This is a genomic window from Streptomyces sp. NPDC030799 (assembly GCF_055572255.1).
In genome coordinates, this window is sequence record NZ_JBVIDS010000006.1 from 235,758 (window position 1) to 253,937 (window position 18,180).

General features: G+C 73.3%; 14 protein-coding genes. 4 read left to right on the forward strand and 10 right to left on the reverse strand.

Translation table 11 applies throughout. From position 1 onward, the window contains the following. Window positions 1–132: 132 nt before the first annotated feature. The 3 genes from ACZ41I_RS17245 to ACZ41I_RS17255 are packed head-to-tail and all read left to right on the forward strand — an operon-like array spanning window position 133 to window position 3,243. Window positions 133–1,350, forward strand: coding sequence for a TOMM precursor leader peptide-binding protein (locus ACZ41I_RS17245; protein ID WP_363218136.1), 1,218 nt, complete (start codon window positions 133–135; stop codon window positions 1,348–1,350). Then, window positions 1,343–2,713: an ABC1 kinase family protein gene (locus ACZ41I_RS17250; RefSeq protein WP_363218135.1), complete on the forward strand. Its 1,371-nt coding sequence runs from the start codon at window positions 1,343–1,345 to the stop codon at window positions 2,711–2,713. The genes ACZ41I_RS17245 and ACZ41I_RS17250 overlap by 8 nt, the downstream gene beginning before the upstream one ends. 5 nt (window positions 2,714–2,718) lie before the next feature. Then, a complete protein-coding gene (locus tag ACZ41I_RS17255) occupies window positions 2,719–3,243 on the forward strand; it encodes a hypothetical protein (protein WP_468514591.1) in 525 nt (174 codons plus the stop codon). 36 nt (window positions 3,244–3,279) lie between these two features. On the opposite strand, the gene ACZ41I_RS17260 is transcribed toward ACZ41I_RS17255, so the two are convergent. The 5 genes from ACZ41I_RS17260 to ACZ41I_RS17280 all read right to left on the reverse strand — a co-directional run bounded on the left by ACZ41I_RS17260 (window position 3,280) and on the right by ACZ41I_RS17280 (window position 7,174). Beyond that, entirely contained in the window at window positions 3,280–3,492 is a 213-nt protein-coding gene (locus ACZ41I_RS17260) for a hypothetical protein (protein WP_399764377.1), read from the reverse strand. Between the two features lie 139 nt (window positions 3,493–3,631). Beyond that, window positions 3,632–3,955 (reverse strand): hypothetical protein, encoded by a 324-nt coding sequence (locus ACZ41I_RS17265; RefSeq protein WP_363218133.1) that lies wholly within the window; start codon window positions 3,953–3,955, stop codon window positions 3,632–3,634. Continuing rightward, the gene (locus tag ACZ41I_RS17270; RefSeq protein ID WP_023546912.1) at window positions 3,952–4,320 is read right to left on the reverse strand and encodes a WhiB family transcriptional regulator; all 369 of its coding nucleotides are present in this window, start codon (window positions 4,318–4,320) and stop codon (window positions 3,952–3,954) included. The genes ACZ41I_RS17265 and ACZ41I_RS17270 overlap by 4 nt, the downstream gene beginning before the upstream one ends. A gap of 173 nt (window positions 4,321–4,493) precedes the next feature. After that, window positions 4,494–4,814 (reverse strand): hypothetical protein, encoded by a 321-nt coding sequence (locus tag ACZ41I_RS17275; RefSeq protein ID WP_399764374.1) that lies wholly within the window; start codon window positions 4,812–4,814, stop codon window positions 4,494–4,496. Between the two features lie 164 nt (window positions 4,815–4,978). Further along, complete coding sequence (locus tag ACZ41I_RS17280; protein ID WP_468514492.1) at window positions 4,979–7,174, reverse strand: ATP-dependent DNA helicase UvrD2; 2,196 nt, start codon at window positions 7,172–7,174, stop codon at window positions 4,979–4,981. Between the two features lie 183 nt (window positions 7,175–7,357). Here ACZ41I_RS17280 and ACZ41I_RS17285 point away from each other — a divergent pair, with 183 nt between their 5' ends. Next, the gene (locus ACZ41I_RS17285) at window positions 7,358–7,615 is read left to right on the forward strand and encodes a mycoredoxin (protein ID WP_399764368.1); all 258 of its coding nucleotides are present in this window, start codon (window positions 7,358–7,360) and stop codon (window positions 7,613–7,615) included. Between the two features lie 228 nt (window positions 7,616–7,843). Here ACZ41I_RS17285 and nudC read toward each other — a convergent pair whose 3' ends face one another. The 5 genes from nudC to ACZ41I_RS17310 form a co-directional block, all read right to left on the reverse strand. Beyond that, window positions 7,844–8,788 carry an NAD(+) diphosphatase gene (gene nudC, locus ACZ41I_RS17290; protein ID WP_399764365.1) on the reverse strand — a complete coding sequence of 315 codons (945 nt, stop codon included), beginning with the start codon at window positions 8,786–8,788 and terminating at the stop codon, window positions 7,844–7,846. A 154-nt stretch (window positions 8,789–8,942) separates the two neighbouring features. Then, the gene (locus tag ACZ41I_RS17295) at window positions 8,943–10,346 is read right to left on the reverse strand and encodes a dipeptidase (RefSeq protein ID WP_468514493.1); all 1,404 of its coding nucleotides are present in this window, start codon (window positions 10,344–10,346) and stop codon (window positions 8,943–8,945) included. 53 nt (window positions 10,347–10,399) lie between these two features. Then, complete coding sequence (locus tag ACZ41I_RS17300) at window positions 10,400–14,053, reverse strand: UvrD-helicase domain-containing protein (RefSeq protein ID WP_468514494.1); 3,654 nt, start codon at window positions 14,051–14,053, stop codon at window positions 10,400–10,402. Window positions 14,054–14,169: 116 nt separating this feature from the next. Continuing rightward, on the reverse strand, window positions 14,170–17,532 hold the full coding sequence (locus tag ACZ41I_RS17305) for an ATP-dependent helicase (RefSeq protein ID WP_468514495.1): 3,363 nt from the start codon (window positions 17,530–17,532) through the stop codon (window positions 14,170–14,172). Between the two features lie 257 nt (window positions 17,533–17,789). After that, window positions 17,790–18,176: an MGMT family protein gene (locus ACZ41I_RS17310; RefSeq protein ID WP_468514496.1), complete on the reverse strand. Its 387-nt coding sequence runs from the start codon at window positions 18,174–18,176 to the stop codon at window positions 17,790–17,792. Between the last annotated feature and the right edge of the window lie 4 nt (window positions 18,177–18,180).

The following is an 18,180-nucleotide window of genomic DNA, read 5'->3' on the forward strand; positions in this document are numbered from 1 at the left end:
CATGCCCGGCCTGTGGATAACTCCCGGCGCCGGACGGACCGGCACGGCATGCTGGCAGACGTCGGCGGAGCAGGACCGGCTCCGCGGGCGACGAGAGGTCCGCAATGCCTTCCACGGATACGGGAGCCAGCCATGCATCCGGTGATGAAACCCGCGCTGCGGCGCGGCTGGCGTGATCGCGACACCGTGCAGTTCGGGATGACGCCGGCGCACGCGCTGACGCTGGGCCCGCTGGACCCGGCGACGAGCGGCTTCCTGGACCTGCTCAACGGCACGCGCGGGCTGCCGCTGCTGCGCGAGGAGGGCCGCCGCCTCAACCTGCCGGACGGCCGTGTCGACACCCTGCTGGCACGGCTGACCCGCGCGGGCCTGGTCGACGACGCGCGCGGCGGCGGACCGGCCGCGGACGCCCTGCGCGAGAAGGAGGACGTCCTGCGGCGGCTGCGCCCCGACCTCGCCGCGCTCTCCCTGACCACGGCCGAGCCGGGCGCCGCGCTCGCCCGGCTCGCCGCCCGCCGCGCGCTGCGCGTGCAGGTACGGGGCGCGGGGCGGGTCGGCGCCGTACTGGCGTCGGTGCTGTCGGGCGCCGGGGTCGGCGAGGTCGACGTGCGCGACGCGGGACGCGTCGAAGCGTGGGACCTGGCCCCGGGCGGACTGCCCGCCGAGTCGCTCGGCGACCGCCGCGAGACGGCGGCGCGCGCCGCCGTGCGCCGCGCGGCACCCCACCGCCCACCGCGCCACACCCACTCCCCCGGATCCGGCGCCCAGGACGCCGGGCTCTCCCTGGTCATCCTCGCGCCACGGGACGACGTGGCCGTGCACGCACCCGACCCGGCCGACACCGAGCCGCTCATGACCGCCGGAACACCGCACCTGTACGCCGGTGTGGTCGAGGGCACAGGCGTCGTGGGCCCGCTCGTCCTGCCCGGCGAGTCGGGCTGCGCCGGCTGCCTGCACCTCGACCGCTGCGACCGGGACCCGGCCTGGCTCCGGCTGACCGCCCAGTGGCGGTCCCCGAAGGCCCGCCGGGTCGGCGCCTGCGATGTGACGCTGGCCACCGCGGTCGCGGGGCTGGCCGCGGCGCATGCGCTGGCCTTTCTCGACGGGCAGTCCCCGTCCGGCGTGGGCACCCGCTGGGAGGTGTCCCTGCCCGGCCTGGACTGGCACGACCGACCGGTCCGGCCGCATCCGGGATGCGGGTGCGGTGCGGCGCGGAGAGGTAAGAAGGGGGAGCACTCCTCACCGGACGGCGAACGGCGCGCGACAATGGCGGTGCAACGGCCGTCGGCGAAGCGGCGACGCAGGACAGGCGAGGCGCGGCCGACTGGGACTTGGAGGGCGCATGTCTGATCTTCCCCGGAAGGCGGTCACCCGTACCGCCAAGCTCGCCGCGCTCCCGCTCGGCTTCGCCGGCCGGGCGACCTGGGGGCTGGGCAAGCGGATCGTGGGCGAGTCCGCGGAGATCGTCGGCCGGGAACTGCAACAGCGCACCGCGGAGCAGCTGTTCAAGGTGCTCGGCGAGCTGAAGGGCGGCGCGATGAAGTTCGGGCAGGCCCTGTCCGTCTTCGAGTCGGCGCTGCCCGAGGAGATCGCCGGTCCCTACCGCGCGGCCCTGACCAAGCTCCAGGAGGCGGCACCGCCCATGCCGACCCGCACCGTGCACGCGGTGCTCGACGAGCGGCTGGGTCCGGACTGGCGCGATCTGTTCGAGGAGTTCGAGGACAAGCCGGCCGCCGCCGCCTCGATCGGACAGGTGCACCGGGCCGTGTGGCACGACGGCCGTGAGGTGGCGGTCAAGGTGCAGTACCCGGGCGCCGGCGAGGCCCTGCTCTCCGACCTGGGACAACTGAGCCGCTTCGCCCGCCTGTTGGGGCCGCTGATCCCGGGCATGGACATCAAGCCGCTGATCGCGGAGCTGAAGGACCGCGTCTCCGAGGAGCTGGACTACGCACTGGAGGCACAAGCCCAGTCCGCCCATGCGGAGGAGTTCACCGACGACCCGGACGTGGTGGTCCCGGCGGTGGTGCACCAGTGCGAGCAGGTGCTGGTGACCGAGTGGATCGACGGCATCCCGCTGTCGGAGGTGATCTCGGACGGCACCCAGGAGCAGCGCGACCGGGCCGGCCAGCTCCTGGCCCGCTTCCTCTTCTCGGGCCCGGCCCGCACCGGCCTGCTCCACGCCGATCCGCACCCGGGCAACTTCCGGCTGCTGCCCGGCGGCCCGGACGGCGAGGACGACTGGCGCCTCGGAGTCCTCGACTTCGGCACGGTCGACCGGCTGCCCGGAGGCCTGCCTCTGCCGATCGGCACCTCCCTCCGCATGACGCTGGACGGCGAAGCCGAGTCGGTCTACGAAATGCTCTGCGACGAAGGTTTCGTGAAGGAGTCCATAGAGCTGGACCCCGACGCGGTCCTCGACTACCTGCTGCCGATCATCGAACCGGCCCGGGTCGAGGCGTTCACCTTCACCCGCACCTGGATGCGCAGCCAGGCGGCCCGCATCGCCGACCCCCGCTCCCCCGCCTACCAGCTGGGCAAGCGGCTGAACCTGCCGCCTGCCTATCTGCTGATCCACCGGGTGACCCTGAGCACGATCGGCGTCCTGTGCCAGCTGGGCGCCACGGTACGGCTGCGCGAGGAACTGGAGGAGTGGCTGCCGGGCTTCGTGCCCGCGGAAGACCTGAGCGAGGCAGAGCCGGCGGCGGAGGCGTGAGCCCCATGGGCGGCATCGGCTGGTCCCACCTGGACGAACAGCGTCGCCGAGAGATCGACGCGGACGTGCTGCGCGACCGGCGGATGGCGGCGCTGAAGACCACGTGGGAGGCCCTGCGCCCGCTGGGGCTCAGCCTTCACGAGGCGGAGCTGCTCGTCTACGCGCGCTACGAGGCCCTCGGCGACCGAGTGCAGCACCGGCCGCCCGATCCGCTCGACCTGCCCTCACTCGCTGCCCGGGTTGCCTCCCACCCGGGACGGGTCGCTGCGATCGAGGCCGTCTGGGACGGCGACACCGTCCATGAGTGGTTCGTACTCCTGATCGCCGTCCTGGACGACCCGGCGGGGGATGGCCACCTGGCGACCGTCTACCGCCGCCGGGGCGGGCCCTCTCCGAGCGCCGCTGCCGCCGAGGCAGGCCGGGCTCTGGCCGACCACCTCGGGGTGCCGTTCCACTTCGCCTCTCCGGACGACCCCGACGACGAGGCCCCGCGCTGGCGAACAGTTCGGCGTCCGTCCGGCAGTTCATGACCTGACGGTCCGGTGGGAGCGGCCGGAGAGCCTCGCTCACCACCAGGCCGAGTCCAGGCGCCCCTCGATCGCCCTCAGGTTCTCCCGGGAGCAGGTGTCGCAGAAGTACTGGCGGATGCCGTTCTCCACGGAGCAGGTCCAGGTGGTCGGCGGGGCGCCGTCGGCGGCGGTGCCGCAGCGGGCGCACACGAGCACACGGCGCTCCGGAGTGGAGCCGCCCTGATCACTTCCTCCGGGAGGACTCGTCACCCGGCGACGATAACTCCGCCGACGGCCGATCGCCGGACAACGCACCGCGGGGGCCGGTCCGTTCGGCCGGACCGGCCCCCGCGCAGAAGGCTTCGCCTCCCCGACGGGCCGGGAGGCCACCGCTTCTCAGGTGTGATCGTTACTGCATGACCGCCATGGCGAGCGCGCGCCGGGCGCGCAGCGAGGCCCGCTCGGCCCTGCGCTGCATCCGCTGGGCGACCGCCAGGCGCACGGCCCGGCGTTCCCGCGCGGCGTCATGGAGTCGCTCGTGCATATGCGCACGAGCCAGGGCTTCTTGCATGAGTTGCATCTCCCGGGTCCTGTTCTGGCGCGCTTCGGTGGCGCTGGTGGTGGTGACGTCTGGGGTCGCGGAGCCTGCGAGCTCGCTGGTGGACGGCTTCATCGGGGCCTGCTTCTTGGGGTCGTGCGTGAGGGGACGGTCGATCGTTCCTGCGGTGTTCATGCCGTGACCGGGTTCTTCCGCGGGCGACCACGCGGCCGCTTCCGGGCAACGACGACACCCTGGACGAACAGCTCGCCACCCCAGACGCCCCAGGGCTCACGCCGCTCCTTGGCACCGGCGAGGCAGGCCTCGATCAGCGGGCAGGTGCGGCAGAGGGACTTGGCGTACTCGACGTCCGCCGGCGACTCGGCGAAGAAGACCTCCGGGTCGTAGGAGCGGCAGGGGACGGGTACGCCGAGGTTCTCGATGGCGTCGTCGAGCGCGGTGAGCGCGGTGAGGGGGGTCAAGGTGGAGTCCTCCGTGAGGCCGGGCGGGGGGATCGTTTGCGAAGGCGGTACGGACGGGGCGTGCGCTTCGAGTTGCACGGTTGGTCTTCCTCGTCTGGTCGTTCCGGCCGGTTGACCGGGTGTCGGCTTGGTACCGGGTTCTTTTCTTGTCCCGAGGCCCCTCCGCTCCGTCGTCCCCGATTCGGGGAAAACAGAAGGGCCGCGGATCCCGGATGGGGTTCCGCGGCCCTGAAGGCGCCGGCCTGATCGGATCAGGCTGGATCACTCCAGGGTTTTGGCCCACGGAAGGCCCACATCTGGTGGTGCTGCGTCGTCTGCTTCCGGAATCCGGCACCGGCCGCCGCAAAGGCATAGGCCTGCGCCTGTGCCGCTACCGCTTCCAGTGCCTTGGTCGGTCGCTCATTGCGCTCACGGACGGGAAGATCCGCGAGAGCGAGGGAGGACGCCGGGCGGGCGGCACGAATGCCGGACAGACCGGTGCCCTGGGAGGAGGCGCCGAGCATGCACAGGGAGACGGCCGAGCGATCGGTCAGTTTGGCCGTGCTGATGGTGCTGGTGTTGATGCTGATCACTGGACTCGCCTCCTCTCGGCGTCTCTGGGACTGGGGTGAGCCAGTCCGTTCGGATATGCAAGTACAACACGGAGTTGGGGCCTTCGAGAAGGCCGCTGCATCCGTGCCTAGAACCTATGGGGATTGCTGGGGCATGCGCAAACTATTTTTTCGACGAGTTGGCATCAGTCGTCCTCGTCGGCTTCCCCGGCCTCCTGGCCTGTGCAGATGGCCAGGACATCGGTTCCGTAGCTGCGCAGCTTGCGGCTGAGGACGCCGGGGATGCGGGAGAGTTCGGCAGGGCTCTCGGGCCGCGACTCGGCGATGGCCATCAACGTGCGGTCGGTGAAGACGCAGAAGTCCGGCTGTCCGCTGCGCTCGGCCTGCACCGCGCGCCACTCCCGCAGCCGTTCGTAGAGCCCTTCGTCCATGTCCGACGGGCAGTCCTCGCAGCGCATCAGCTTCATCTCGCCCGCGTCGGTGAGCGTGCGGCCGCAGACCCGGCAGCGGGCCGGGGTGCGCTGGGCGCGCCGGGGAGCGACGGCGCCGGCCCGGACGGTCCCGTGTTCGACGCTTCCGCCGGCACCCGTGCCGGTGTGGCCGACGGTGGCGGTGGTGCCGGGACGCAGCCCGTCGAGGAAGCGGCTCGGTCTGCGGTTCGGCCGGCCGCCCGGCGAACGGGACAGGGCCCAGGAGACATGAAGCCGTTCCCGCGCGCGGGTGACGCCGACGTAGAGGAGCCGGCGCTCCTCCTCGATCTGCTCGTCGGTCCTGGCGTAGGTGATGGGCAGCATGCCCTCGGCGATGCCGGCCAGGAAGACGACGTCCCACTCCAGGCCCTTGGCGGCGTGCAGGGAGGCGAGGGTGACGCCCTGGACGGTCGGGGCGTGCTGGGCGTTCGCCCGCTCGTCCAGTTCCGCCACGAAGTCGCCGAGGGTGGCGCGGGGCCTGGCGGCCGCGAGGTCCTGGGCGAGGTTGACGAGAGCGGCGAGGGACTCCCAGCGCTCTCTGGCTGCGCCGGAACCGGCCGGCGGCTCGGTGGTCCAGCCCTCCCCGGACAGGACGGCACGCACCTGGGAGGGCAGGTCCACGGCGTCGTCCAGCAGCGAGTCGTTGCCGCCGAAGCGGGCCGCGCCGCGCAGGGCGGTGCCGGCCTTGCGCACCTCGGGCCGGTCGAAGAATCGCTCGGCGCCGCGCAACTGGTAGGGGACGCCGGCGTCGGCGAGGGCCTGCTCGTAGATCTCGGACTGGGCGTTCGTACGGAACAGGACGGCGATCTCGGCGGCCGGGACACCGGCGTCGATCAGCTCGCGGATGCGACGGGCGGCGCCTTCCGCCTCGGCGGGCTCGTCGGTGTACTCGGTGTAGACGGGCTCGGGGCCGGGGGCGCGCTGGGAGACCAGTTCCAGCCGGTGGTCGGCGGCGCGGCCGCGGGCCTGGGCGAGCAGGCCGTTGGCGAGGTGGACCACCTGGGGCGTGGAGCGGTAGTCGCGGACGAGTTTGACGACGGTGGCGCCGGGGTGCCGGGTGCGGAAGTCGAGGAGGTGGTCGGGCGTGGCCCCCGTGAAGGAGTAGATCGTCTGGCTGGCGTCGCCGACGACGCACAGGTCGTCGCGGTCGCCGAGCCACAGCTCCAGCAGCCGCTGCTGCAGGGGGCTGACGTCCTGGTACTCGTCGACGACGAAGTGCTGGTACTGGGCGCGGACCTGTTCGGCGATGTCGTGGCGGTCCTGCAGGACGGCGACGGTCAGCAGCAGGACGTCCTCGAAGTCGATCACGGCGCGGTCGCGCTTGAGGTCTTCGTAGGCGGCGTAGAGGTGGGCGATCTCGGCGGGGTCGCGTGGGGCCTCGCGGCCGGCCTTCGCGGCGGCGTACGGGTAGTCGGCGGGGATGGTCTGGGTGACCTTGGACCATTCGATCTCGGCGGTGACGTCACGCAGCTCGCCCCGGTCGAGCCGGGTGCCCAGGCTCGCGGCCGCGTCGGCCACGAGCTGGATCTTGCGGTCGATCAGCCGGGGCATGCCGCCACCGATCGCTTTCGGCCAGAAGTACTGCAGCTGGCGCAGGGCGGCGGAGTGGAACGTGCGGGCCTGGACTCCGTGGGCGCCGAGCTGGCGCAGCCGGCCGCGCATCTCTCCGGCGGCGCGGTTGGTGAAGGTGACGGCAAGGACGCTGGACGGCTGGAGGATGCCGGCTCGCACTCCGTAGGCGATGCGGTGGGTGATCGCCCGGGTCTTGCCCGTGCCCGCTCCGGCCAGTACGCACACCGGGCCGCGCAGGGCGGTGGCCACCGCGCGCTGCTCGGGGTCGAGCCCTTCGAGCACCGCGTCGGCCGAGTCCGGTGTCTGCGGGAAAAGGGTGGAGTGCGTTGCTGCTGTCACACCGCCATGCTGCCAGGTCGCAAGGGACTGCCGTGTCGGTTGTCCACAGGCGGGCAGCCGCAGTCGTATGAATGCGGCAGGCGTCACAGTCGCCTGTGGATACCCCCGGCGGGAATGACCGACGGCTCGCGTACGTTGGCTCCCCCGGACGATTTTTCCAGCTGCCTGAGGAGCGCGAGAGACATGCAGGGGACTGTGACGATGTACAGCACGACTTGGTGCGGCTACTGCCGGCGGCTGAAGAGCCAGCTGGACCGGGAGGGCATCGCCTACACCGAGATCAACATCGAGCAGGACCCCGAGTCCGCCGCTTTCGTGGAGAAGGCGAATGGCGGAAACCAGACGGTCCCGACCGTTCAGGTGGTTCCCACCAATGGTGGCTCTGAGGTCGTGATGACGAATCCGAGCCTCGCCCAGGTGAAGCAGGCGCTCGGCGTCTGACCCTCGCGAGCCGCAGCCCCCGACCGGTTTCTCAAGGCTCTGCTCTGAAGGCTCTGCGACAGCATGCAAAGGAACTGGTTTCGACCGTCCACCGATCTGCTGGAAGCGCGATGAGCTCGGACGGGTCAGCGGCGGATGAAGACCGGCGCCCACGTTTCCGCGGCGACACAGCAGGGCGGCCCCTGATGGATCAGGGGCCGCCCTGCTGTGTCCCGGGCCTGCTGTGGGTCAGACGAAGCTGCGTGTCGGCAGCGGCTTGCCGTACCACATCTCGATCAGGCGGGCCGCGATGGAGATGCCGTAGGGCGGCAGCACCTCGCCGGACTCGAAGGCCTCGTGCAGTTCCTCGCGGGAGAACCAGCGGGCCTCGTGGATCTCGTCGCCGTCGACGTCGATCTCGGTGGAGGTGGCGCGGGCGATGAAGCCGAGCATCAGGCTGGACGGGAAGGGCCAGGGCTGGCTGGCGACGTACTCCACGGGACCGACGGTCACACCGACCTCCTCGGACACCTCGCGGCGCACCGCCTGCTCGATGGACTCGCCGGGTTCGACGAAGCCGGCGAGCGTCGAGAAGCGGCCCTCGGGCCAGTGGACCTGGCGGCCGAGCAGGATGCGGTCGTCGGCGTCGGTGACCGCCATGATCACGGCCGGGTCGGTGCGCGGGTAGTGCTCGGCGCCGCAGGCCTGGCAGCGGCGGATGTGACCGGCGGCGGCGATGACCGTACGCTCGCCGCAGCGGGAGCAGAAGCGGTGGGTGCGCTGCCAGTTCTCCAGGCCGACCGCGTGCACCATCAGCCCGGCGTCGCGCGGTGAGAGCAGCAGGCCCGCCTCCCGCAGCCCGGCGGGGCGCGCGGACTGGTCGATACGGCCGGGCAGCGCGTCCTTCTGGAGTGCGAAGTAGCTGACGCCGTCCTCGTCGATGCCGAGGAAGTAGCGGTGCGCCTCGGTGAGCGGGGCCTCGAAGGAAGGCGTCATGACGAGTTCGGTCCGGCCGTCCGGTGTCTCGTCGATGAGCACCTGGCCGCCGGAGACCACGAAGCAGCGGGTCGTGGGGTGGCTCCACGCCGCCGCGAGCCAGGCCTCGTCGAGCCGGTGGTGGGCGGCGCGGTCGATGCCGCTCGGGGCGGTCAGTGAGATGGGGCGATCGGCTGTGTCGTCGGTCCAGGTGGTCACGGGTGCTTCCAACTCCCCCAGGGCAGCGGTTCGTTCGGCGGGCGGTTCGGCGGGACGTACGGCGGGAAGGCACCGGGCCGGGCGGGGGCGGGGCGGCGGGGCGGTCCTTCCAGTGTGCCCCGCCTGTGCTGTCCGCCCGTACGGCGTCGGCCGGTCAGGGTGTGGGTCGCCAGTGCTCGGCCAGGTCACCCCAGAGGTAGGCGCTGGTCTCGACGCCCTTGAAGAGGAGGTCCAGCTCGACCTTTTCGTTCGGGGCGTGCCAGCCGTCGCTGGGGACGGAGATGCCCACGAAGAGCACGGGGGCTCCGAGAACTTCCTGGAGGTCGGCGGCGGGTCCCGAGCCGCCCTCGCGGGTGAAGCGGACCGACTTCTCGAAGGCGCGGCCCATGGCGCGGACCACGGACTGCAGTGCCGGGTGATCGAGCGGGGTCAGGCACGGGCGGGTGGCCGAGCCGAAGCTGATCTCGTGCCGGATCCCGGCGGGCACCTGCGACTCGGCCCAGGCGCGGACGGCCTTCTCCAGGTGGTCGGGGTCCTGGCCCGCGACGAGCCGGAAGGAGAGCTTCACCATGGCCGACGACGGGATGATCGTCTTGCTGCCGGGGCCCTGGTAGCCGCCGCCGATGCCGTTGACCTCGGCGGTCGGGCGGGCCCAGATGCGTTCGAGGGTGCTGTAGCCGGCCTCGCCGTGGGGGGCGCGGGACTTGGCGGTGTCCAGCCAGCGCTGCTCGTCGAAGGGCAGCTCGGCGAACAGTTCGCGCTCGCGGTCGGTCAGCTCGACGATGCCGTCGTAGAAGCCGGGGACGGCCACGCGCGCGTGCTCGTCGTGCAGGGCGGCGACCAGGCGGGCGGCTGCGGTGGCCGGGTTGGGTACGGCGCCGCCGAAGGAACCGGAGTGGATGTCCTGGTCGGGGCCGTAGAGCCGGATCTCGCACTCGGCGAGGCCGCGCATGCCGGTGCACACGGTGGGGGTGTCCTCGGACCACATGCCGGTGTCGGAGACGATCACCGCGTCGGCGGCGAGCCGTCCCGCGTGTTCTTCGACGAGTGCCCGGAAGTGCGGGGAGCCGGATTCCTCCTCGCCCTCGATCAGCAGCTTCAGGTTGACGGCGGGGGCGGTGCGGCCGGTGGCGGCGAGGTGGGCGCGGACGCCGAGTGTGTGGAAGAACACCTGGCCCTTGTCATCGGCGGCCCCGCGCGCGTAGAGCCGGTTTCCGCGGATGACCGGCTCGAAGGGGTCGCTGTCCCAGCCGTCCTCGCGGGCGGCGGGCTGCACGTCGTGGTGGCCGTAGACGAGGACGGTGGGCGCGTCGGGGTCGTCCGAGGGCCACTCGGCGAAGACGGCCGGGGCGCCGTCCGTCGGCCAGACCTCGGCGGTCGGGAAGCCGGTCTCCTTGAGCTTGGCGGCGAGCCAGTCGGCGCTGCGCTGTACGTCGGGCTCGTGGTCGGGCTGGGCCGACACGGAGGGAATGCGCAGCCATGCGGTGAGGTCGTCGAGGAAGGCGGCGCGGTGCTGCTCGATGTACGTGCGGACGGCGCTGTCCGGGGTCTGGCTCATGTTCACGAGCCTATCGGCCCGCACCGGCATCCTCGGCGGGCGGTTCGTCACACTCAGGTCGCCCGATGTGCCGCTTCGGCGTCTTCCGTTCCCGCGCCCTCCGTTCCGGCGTCCCCCGTGAGGAGGCGTTCCAGGGCGGCCCGGTCCGGCAGGTCCCGCGGTCGTACGACCTCGCCGCTGCGCACGTACAGGAAGGCGGCCCGCACGGCCTCCGGCGGCACGCCCTGCTGCTCGGCCCAGGCCAGCCGGTACACGGCGAGCTGGAGCGGGTCGGCGGTGCGGGTGCGGCTGGTCTTCCAGTCGACGATCTCGTACGTTGCCTCGTCGCCGTCGCCCAGCTTGTAGACCGCGTCGATACGGCCCCGTACGACGCGGCCGGCGAGGGTGAGCTGGAAGGGAGCCTCGATGCGGTAGGGGGTGCGCTGGGCGTACTCGCTGCGTTCGAAGGCCTCCTTCAGGGCTTCCAGGTCGTGTTCGTCGGCGATCTCGGCGTCGCTGCCGGGCAGCTCGTCCGGTTCCAGCAGGGGCAGCGTCAGCTCCTCGAAGCGTGCTTCGACCCAGGCGTGGAACCGGGTGCCCCGGCGCGCGGCCGGTTGCGGAGGGCGTGGCATGGGGCGCGCGAGTTCACGCGCGAGCCCGTCCGGGTCCTCGGCCAGGCGCAGCAGCTGGGTCGCGCTGAGCGTGGCGGGCAGCGGGACGTCGGTGACGGCCTGCCGGGCCCGCAGCAGCTCTCCGGAGAGCGCGTCCAGGTCACGGTCCCAGGAGGCGATGGTGCGGGCCTCCTCGGGGGTGAGGGAGGTATCGGGCGTGGAGTCGCCGGGGGTGCGAGGGGCGTGTGCGCCGGGCGCGGGCGCCTGGTGGGGGACGGTCGGCCGCTCGGCGCTCCAGGAGTCCCATGCGTCGGGATCCTGCACCTCGGGTCCGCCGCCGCGTCGGGGAAGCTCGCCCTCGTACGGATCCTCGCCGTACGGGTCCCCGCCGTACGGGTCCCCGCCGTACGGGTCCTCGCCGAATACGTCCTCGCCGTACGGGCCCTCGCCGTCGTGGTCCTCGCCGTCGTGGTCCTCGGCACAGGGCTCGTCGTCGTACGGCTCCCCGCGGTACGGGTCCTGGTCGTCGTCCTCTTCGTCCGGCGGTGCGGGCCAGTCCGGGTCGTCGAGGGCGGCGGGGTCGTGCGCGGCCGGCGGGCGGTCGCGATCCTCGGCGGCCAGGGCGTCCAGGTGGGCGAGGACGGTGTCGGCGGCGGCGCGGCGGCGGGCCTGGGCGGCGGCGTCCAGCGGGAGCGGCCACACCTGGTCGGCGCCGGCGGAGTGCAGGGCGGGGTTCTCCTCGTCCTCGGCGGGCTCCTCGGCCCACGCCTCGATCTCGCCGTATCCGGCGGCGCAGTGGTCGTGGAGGGCCTGGAGGAAGTCGGAGGGGCCCCGCGGCTTCTTCTGGCTGGGCCCCCACCAGTGGCCGGAGCCGAGCAGCAGGGAGCGGGGGCGGGTGAAGGTGACGTAGCCGAGGCGGAGCTCCTCGGTGTGCTGGTGGTCCTTCATGGCCTCGTGGAAGGCCTTCATGCCGCGCGCGTCCCAGCTGTCGACGTCGGGCAGGGTGTCCGTGTCGCCGCGCAGGGCGTGCGGCACCACCTTGGCCTGCGCCGTCCACTTCTCGCGGCCCTGCGCGCTGGGGAAGGTGCCCTTGACCAGTCCGGGGACGGCCACGACGTCCCACTCCAGCCCCTTGGACTTGTGGGCGGTGAGCACCTTGACGGTGTTCTCGCCGCCGGGCAGGGCGTTGTCGAGGCCCTTCTCGTACTGCGCGGCGGTGCGCAGGAAGCCGAGGAAGGCGAGCAGGGTCGCTTCTGCGTCGCTCGCCGCGAAGGAGGCGGCGATGTCCAGGAAGTTGGAGAGGGTCTCGCGGCGGCGGGCGGCCAGGGCGTGCGGGGACGCCGACAGCTCCACCTCCAGGCCGGTGACGGCGAGGACGCGGTGCAGGACGTCCATCAGCGGGTCGGCCAGCGAGCGGCGCAGGTCGCGCAGCTCGGCGGCCAGGCGCGCGAAGCGCACGCGCGCGTCGGGCGAGAACGGCAGCCCGTCGTCGTCCGCCGCGGCGTCCATGGGTGCTTCGAGGAAGGTGTCGAGGGCGTCCGCGAGTGATATCACCTCGGCCGGGTCGACCCCTTCGACGGCGGCGGCGAGCCGGCGGTCGGGGTCGTCGGTGCCGTCCCCGCGCGCGTGGCCGACGAGCAGGCGGGCGCGGCGGCCCAGCAGGGCGAGGTCGCGGGGGCCGATGCGCCAGCGCGGGCCGGTCAGCAGGCGCACCAGGGAGGCATTGGCGCCCGGGTCCTGGAGGACTTCGCAGACGGCGACGAGGTCGGCGATCTCGGGCAGGTGCAGCAGCCCGGACAGGCCGACGACCTCGACGGGGATGTCGCGGGCCACGAGGGCGCCCTGGATCTCGGCGAAGTCGGTCGCGGTGCGGCACAGGACGGCGATCTCGCCGGGGGCCGTGCCGGTGCGCACGAGGTGGGCGATCGAATCGGCGATCCAGTCGGTCTCCTCGGCGTGCGTGCGCAGCAGGGCGCAGCGGACCGTGCCGTCGTGCTCGGCGCCGGGGGCCGGGCGGAGGGCCTCGACGCCCGCGTGCATGGCGCGCAGCGGCTCGGCGAGGCCGTTGGCGAGGTCGAGGAGGCGGCCGCCGCTGCGCCGGTTCTCGCTGAGCGCCTGCCGGGTGGCGGGCAGGCCGTCGGGGTGCGCGAAGTGCGCCGGGAAGTCGTCCAGGTTGGCGACGGACGCGCCGCGCCAGCCGTAGATGGCCTGGCAGGGGTCGCCGACCGCGGTCACGGGATGGCCCGTGCCGCCGCCGAAGAGGCCCGCCAGCAGGACGCGCTGGGCCACTGAGGTGTCCTGGTACTCGTCCAGGAGCACCACGCGGAACTCCTCGCGCAGCAGCCGGCCCACCTCGGGGATGCCGGCGAGGCGGGCGGACAGCGCGATCTGGTCGCCGAAGTCGAGCAGGTCACGCTCGCGCTTGGCGGCCCGGTAGCGCCGGACCAGGTCGGTCAGTTCCCGGCGGGCCGCGGCCGTCTCGGGGACCTTGCGCAGATCGGCGTTGGTGAGCCTGGCGTTCTGCAGAGTGCCCAGCAGGTCCGCGTCCCAGGAGCGCAGTTCCTCGGGCTCGACGAGGTGTTCGGCGAGTTCGGAGTCGAGGGCGAGCAGGTCGCTGACGAGGTCGGCGAAGGAGCGGGTCAGCGCCGGGTAGGGGCCGGGGGCCTCGCGCAGCACGCGCGCGGCGAGCTGGTAGCGGGTGGCGTCGGCGAGCAGCCGGGAGGTGGGCTCCAGGCCGAGGCGCAGACCGTGGTCGGTGAGCAGGCGGCCGGCGAAGGAGTGGTAGGTCGAGATCACCGGCTCGCCGGGCGGGTTGTCCGGGTCGATGACATCGGGGTCGGTGACGCCGGCCTTGATCAGTGCCTTGCGGACGCGTTCGGCCAGCTCGCCGGCGGCCTTGTTGGTGAAGGTCAGGCCGAGGACCTGTTCAGGGGCGACCTGGCCGGTGCCGACCAGCCAGACCACGCGGGCGGCCATCACGGTGGTCTTGCCCGACCCGGCTCCGGCCACGATCACCTGCGGGGCGGGCGGCGCGGTGATGCAGGCCGTCTGCTCCGGGGTGAACGGGATGCCGAGGAGCTCCTTGAGCTGCTCGGGATCGGTGATACGGGCGGGCATGTCGGAAAAGGCTAGCGGCGGAGACTGACAGTCGTGCCCGGGTCGGCCCTCCCGAGAGGAAGAAGCGCAGGTCAGCCCATGTGGTGCCGTACGTCACCCCGGCACCTCCCAGGGGCTCACTCGACCACGTGCCGCCCCTCGGGCCGGGCGCTGCACGAGGCGCGGAACGCGCAGTGGGTGCAGTGCTGGCCGGTGTTCGGCGCGAACCGCTCGTCGAGGACCTTGCCGGCGGCGGTGGCCAGCAGCTCGCCGACCCACTGCCCCGACAGCGGCTCCTGGGTCTGCACCTTGGGCAGGCTGTCGCCTCCGTCGCGTTTGGCGGCCCCTTGCCTGAGGTGCACCAGTTCCGCACCGCCGGGTTCGGGACGTACCCCGTCGAAGGCGTCGTCGACGGCGCCTTCGCGGACGGCGAGCTGGTAGACGGCGAGCTGGGGGTGGCGGGTCACCTCGGCGGCGCTGGGTGCCTGTTTGCCGGTCTTGAAGTCGACCACGTAGGCACGGCCCTCGCCGTCGGTCTCGACGCGGTCCATCTGGCCGCGGATGCGGACCTGGTAGTCGCCCGCTTCGAGGGTGACGTCGAAGTCCTGCTCGCTGGCCACCGGGGTGCGCCCGGCGCGGTCCAGCACATGCCAGTTCAGGAAGCGTTCGAGCGCCACGCGCGCGTTGTCCTTCTCCTGCTGGGACTTCCAGGGCGCGTCGAAGGCGAGCGCGTTCCACACCGAGTCCAGGCGCTCCATGAGGACGTCTAGGTCGGCCGCGCTGCGGCCGGAGGCGACCTCGTCGGCGAGGACGTGGACGACGTTGCCGAAGCCCTGTGCCGCGGTGGCCGGTGCGTCGGCCTTCACCTCACGGCCCAGGAACCACTGGAGCGCACAGGTGTTGGCGAGCTGGTCGAGGGCGCTGCCGGAGAGTACGACCGGCCGGTCGCGGTGGCGCAGCGGCACCTTGCTCTCGGTCGGGTCGTACATGCCCCACCAGCGGTAGGGGTGTGCGGACGGCACCAGCGGGCGGCCGTCCTCGTCGGCGAGGGCGGCGAGCCGGGCCAGGCGGCGGGCGGCGGCCTGGCGCAGGGCGGCGGACGCGCGCGGGTCGACCGTGGTGGCGCGCAGCTCGGCGACGAGCGCGGCCACGGACAGCGGGCGCCGGGGACGGCCGGTGACGTCCCGGGGTTCGACGCCGAGTTCGGTCAGGAAGCGGGACGGCTGGTCGCCGTCGTCGGCCGGTGCCTTCACCGCGGTCACGACGAGGCGCTCACGCGCGCGCGTGGCGGCGACGTAGAACAGCCGGCGCTCCTCGGCGAGCAGCGCACCCGGGGTGAGCGGTTCGGCGAGGCCGTCCCGGCCGATGCGGTCGGCCTCCAGGAGGGAGCCGCGGCGGCGCAGGTCGGGCCACAGGCCCTCCTGGACGCCGGCGACGACCACCAGCCGCCACTCCAGGCCCTTGGAGCGGTGAGCGGTCATCAGGCGGACGGCGTCCGGGCGCACCGCGCGGCGCGTGAGCGTGTCGGCGGCGATGTCCTCGGCCTCGATCTCCTCCAGGAAGTTCAGCGCGCCGCGGCCCCCGGTGCGCTCCTCCGCGCGCGCGGCGGTGGCGAACAGCGCGCACACCGCGTCCAGGTCCCGGTCGGCGTTGCGGCCGGCCGCGCCGCCCCGCCGGGCGGTCCGCTCCAGGCGTGCGGGCCAGGGCGTGCCCTCCCACAGGTCCCACAGCGCCTCCTCGGCCGTACCGCCGCCGGCCAGCCGTTCGCGGGCCTTGCGGAGCAGCGCGCCGAGGCGCTGCGCCCCGCGCGCGTACGCCGGGTCGTGCACGGCCAGCCGCTCGGGTTCGGCGAGCGCCTGTGCGAGCAGTACGTCGGAGGGGGGCGGCACGGGGTTGCCGGCCGCCCGCTCCTCCTCGCGCAGGGCACGCCCGAGGCGGCGCAGGTCGGCGGGGTCCATGCCGGCCAGGGGCGAGGCGAGCAGGGTGAGCGCGGTCTCCGTGTCGAGCCAGGAGGCGGTGTCCGGGGCGGGCTCGGCGGCCTCTTGCGGAGCGTCCTGTCCGGCGGAGGGCTCACCTTGCGGGGCGCTGTTCTCCTCGTCGCGCCGCGCCTCCGCCCCGGCCACCGCGCGCAGGGCCGTCAGCAGCGGGGCCACCGCCGGCTCGTGACGCAGGGGCAGGTCGTCGCCGTCGATGTCCAGCGGGACGCCGGCCGCGGTGAGGGCGCGACGCAGGGTCGGCAGGGTGCGGGCGCCGGCCCTGACCAGGACGGCCATGTCGCTCCAGGCGACACCGTCTTCCAGGTGCGCTCGGCGCAGGATGTCCGCGATGTTGTCCAGTTCTGTACCTGCTGTGGGGTACGTGTAGACCTCGACACGACCGCCGTCCCGTACGGCGGTCGGCTCGCGGTGGGCGCGGACCTTCTCGGCGGGGAGCCGGGGCAGCGGCATGCGCTGGGTGATCAGGCGGGTGGCGGCCAGCAGGGCGGCACCGGAGCGGCGGGAGGTGCGCAGCACCTCGACGGGGGCGGGGCGGCCGTCCACGCGCGGGAAAGCCGCCGGGAAGTCGAGGATGCCGTTCACGTCGGCGCCGCGGAAGGCGTAGATCGACTGGTCGGGGTCGCCGAAGGCGAGCAGGGTGCGTCCGTCGCCGGCCAGCGCGTGCAGGAGCCGTACCTGGGCGGGGTCGGTGTCCTGGTACTCGTCGACGTACACGGCGTCGTACTGGGCGGCGAGCCGGGCGGCGCTCTCGGGGCGGCGGGCGAGCAGGACCGCGCGGTGGACCAGTTCCGCGTAGTCGATCACGCCCTGCATGTCGAGCACGTCGAGGTACTCGGCGAGGAAGGCGGCGGCGGCGCGCCAGTCCGGGCGCCCGATACGGCGGGCGAAGGCGTCCAGGCTGTCCGGGCCGAGGCCCAGCTCGCGGCTGCGGGCGAGGACCGCGCGGACCTCGTCGGCGAAGCCGCGTGTGGTCAGGCAGGCGCGCAGTTCGTCGGGCCAGCGCACATGGGTGAGTCCGAGCCGCTCCAGCTCCGGCTGCCCGGCGAGCAGCTCGCGGACGGCGACGTCCTGCTCGGGGCCGGAGAGCAGGCGCAGCGGCTCGGCGAACGGGCCGCTGCCCTGGTGGGCGCGCACCAGGGCGTAGCAGTACGAGTGGAACGTGGTCGCCCGGGGCGCGCGGGCGGCGCCGATGCGCAGGGCCATGCGGTCGCGCAGGTCGACGGCCGCCTTGCGGCTGAACGTCAGCACCAGGATGCGCTCGGGATCGGCGCCCCGGGCGATCCGCGCGGCCACCGACTCGACGAGCGTGGTGGTCTTGCCGGTGCCCGGTCCGGCGAGGACGAGCAGGGGGCCGCTGCGGTGGTCAACCACGGCGCGCTGTGCCGCGTCCAGAGGAGGGGGGTCCACGGCGGCCGGCGGCGTACGGACCAGTCGGTAAGCGCCACGGCTCCCCTGCCGCACCGGTTGGTGCGGCAGACGCCTGGTGGTGGAGGAGGAGCTCACGTGATCGGCCGGTCCTGGTGGTTGTGCTGGTGGGCGGGCGGTCACGCGTGCGAGGCGGTGGCCGCGGGGTGAGGGGGACACGTGCAGCCGACGCTACGCCGCCGCACCGGAAGGAAGCAGGGCTTCGGCTTCTTCCCTCACGGCCCGGGGGTCACGCGGGTCCCTCATCTCACGAACGTACGTCATGCCACGGGAGTCCCCGATGTCACCCGTACGGGCCACGGGCTCTCCCCGGAGGCATCCGATGGCGGAAGCTGTCAGATGTGACCCTCCGCGTCCGCCCTGCCGTCCCATCGGGCCCGCCGCACGTCCAGCCGCGGCAGATGGCCCTCGGCGCTCCTGGCCGCCTCCTTCAGCGGGGTGCCCTCGTCGCGGTAGTGGGCGAGCGCGCGCAGCTCGTGGCCCGGCAGCAGCAGCCCGTCGGCGCGGACGACCCGCCACCACGGCACGGCGCCTCCATAGAGGGACATCACCCGGCCGACCTGGCGCGGTCCCCCTTCGTCGAGCCACTCGGCGACATCGCCGTACGTCATGACCCGGCCCGGCGGAATCCGCTCGGCGACCTCCAGGACCCGCTCCGCGTACTCCGGCAGGGCGTCCGCGTACTCCCCCGGGGTGTCCTCGGCAGGGCTCTGCTCGCTCATTCGT

Excerpts from the sequence above, each read along its gene's own strand:
- ACZ41I_RS17265 (WP_363218133.1), bottom strand. The coding sequence starts at position 3,955 with ATGAACACCGCAGGAACGATCGACCGTCCCCTCACGCACGACCCCAAG.
- ACZ41I_RS17295 (WP_468514493.1), bottom strand. The coding sequence starts at position 10,346 with ATGAGCCAGACCCCGGACAGCGCCGTCCGCACGTACATCGAGCAGCAC.
- ACZ41I_RS17245 (WP_363218136.1), top strand. The coding sequence starts at position 133 with ATGCATCCGGTGATGAAACCCGCGCTGCGGCGCGGCTGGCGTGATCGC.
- ACZ41I_RS17310 (WP_468514496.1), bottom strand. The coding sequence starts at position 18,176 with ATGAGCGAGCAGAGCCCTGCCGAGGACACCCCGGGGGAGTACGCGGAC.
- ACZ41I_RS17255 (WP_468514591.1), top strand. The coding sequence starts at position 2,719 with ATGGGCGGCATCGGCTGGTCCCACCTGGACGAACAGCGTCGCCGAGAG.
- ACZ41I_RS17300 (WP_468514494.1), bottom strand. The coding sequence starts at position 14,053 with ATGCCCGCCCGTATCACCGATCCCGAGCAGCTCAAGGAGCTCCTCGGC.
- ACZ41I_RS17250 (WP_363218135.1), top strand. The coding sequence starts at position 1,343 with ATGTCTGATCTTCCCCGGAAGGCGGTCACCCGTACCGCCAAGCTCGCC.
- ACZ41I_RS17285 (WP_399764368.1), top strand. The coding sequence starts at position 7,358 with ATGCAGGGGACTGTGACGATGTACAGCACGACTTGGTGCGGCTACTGC.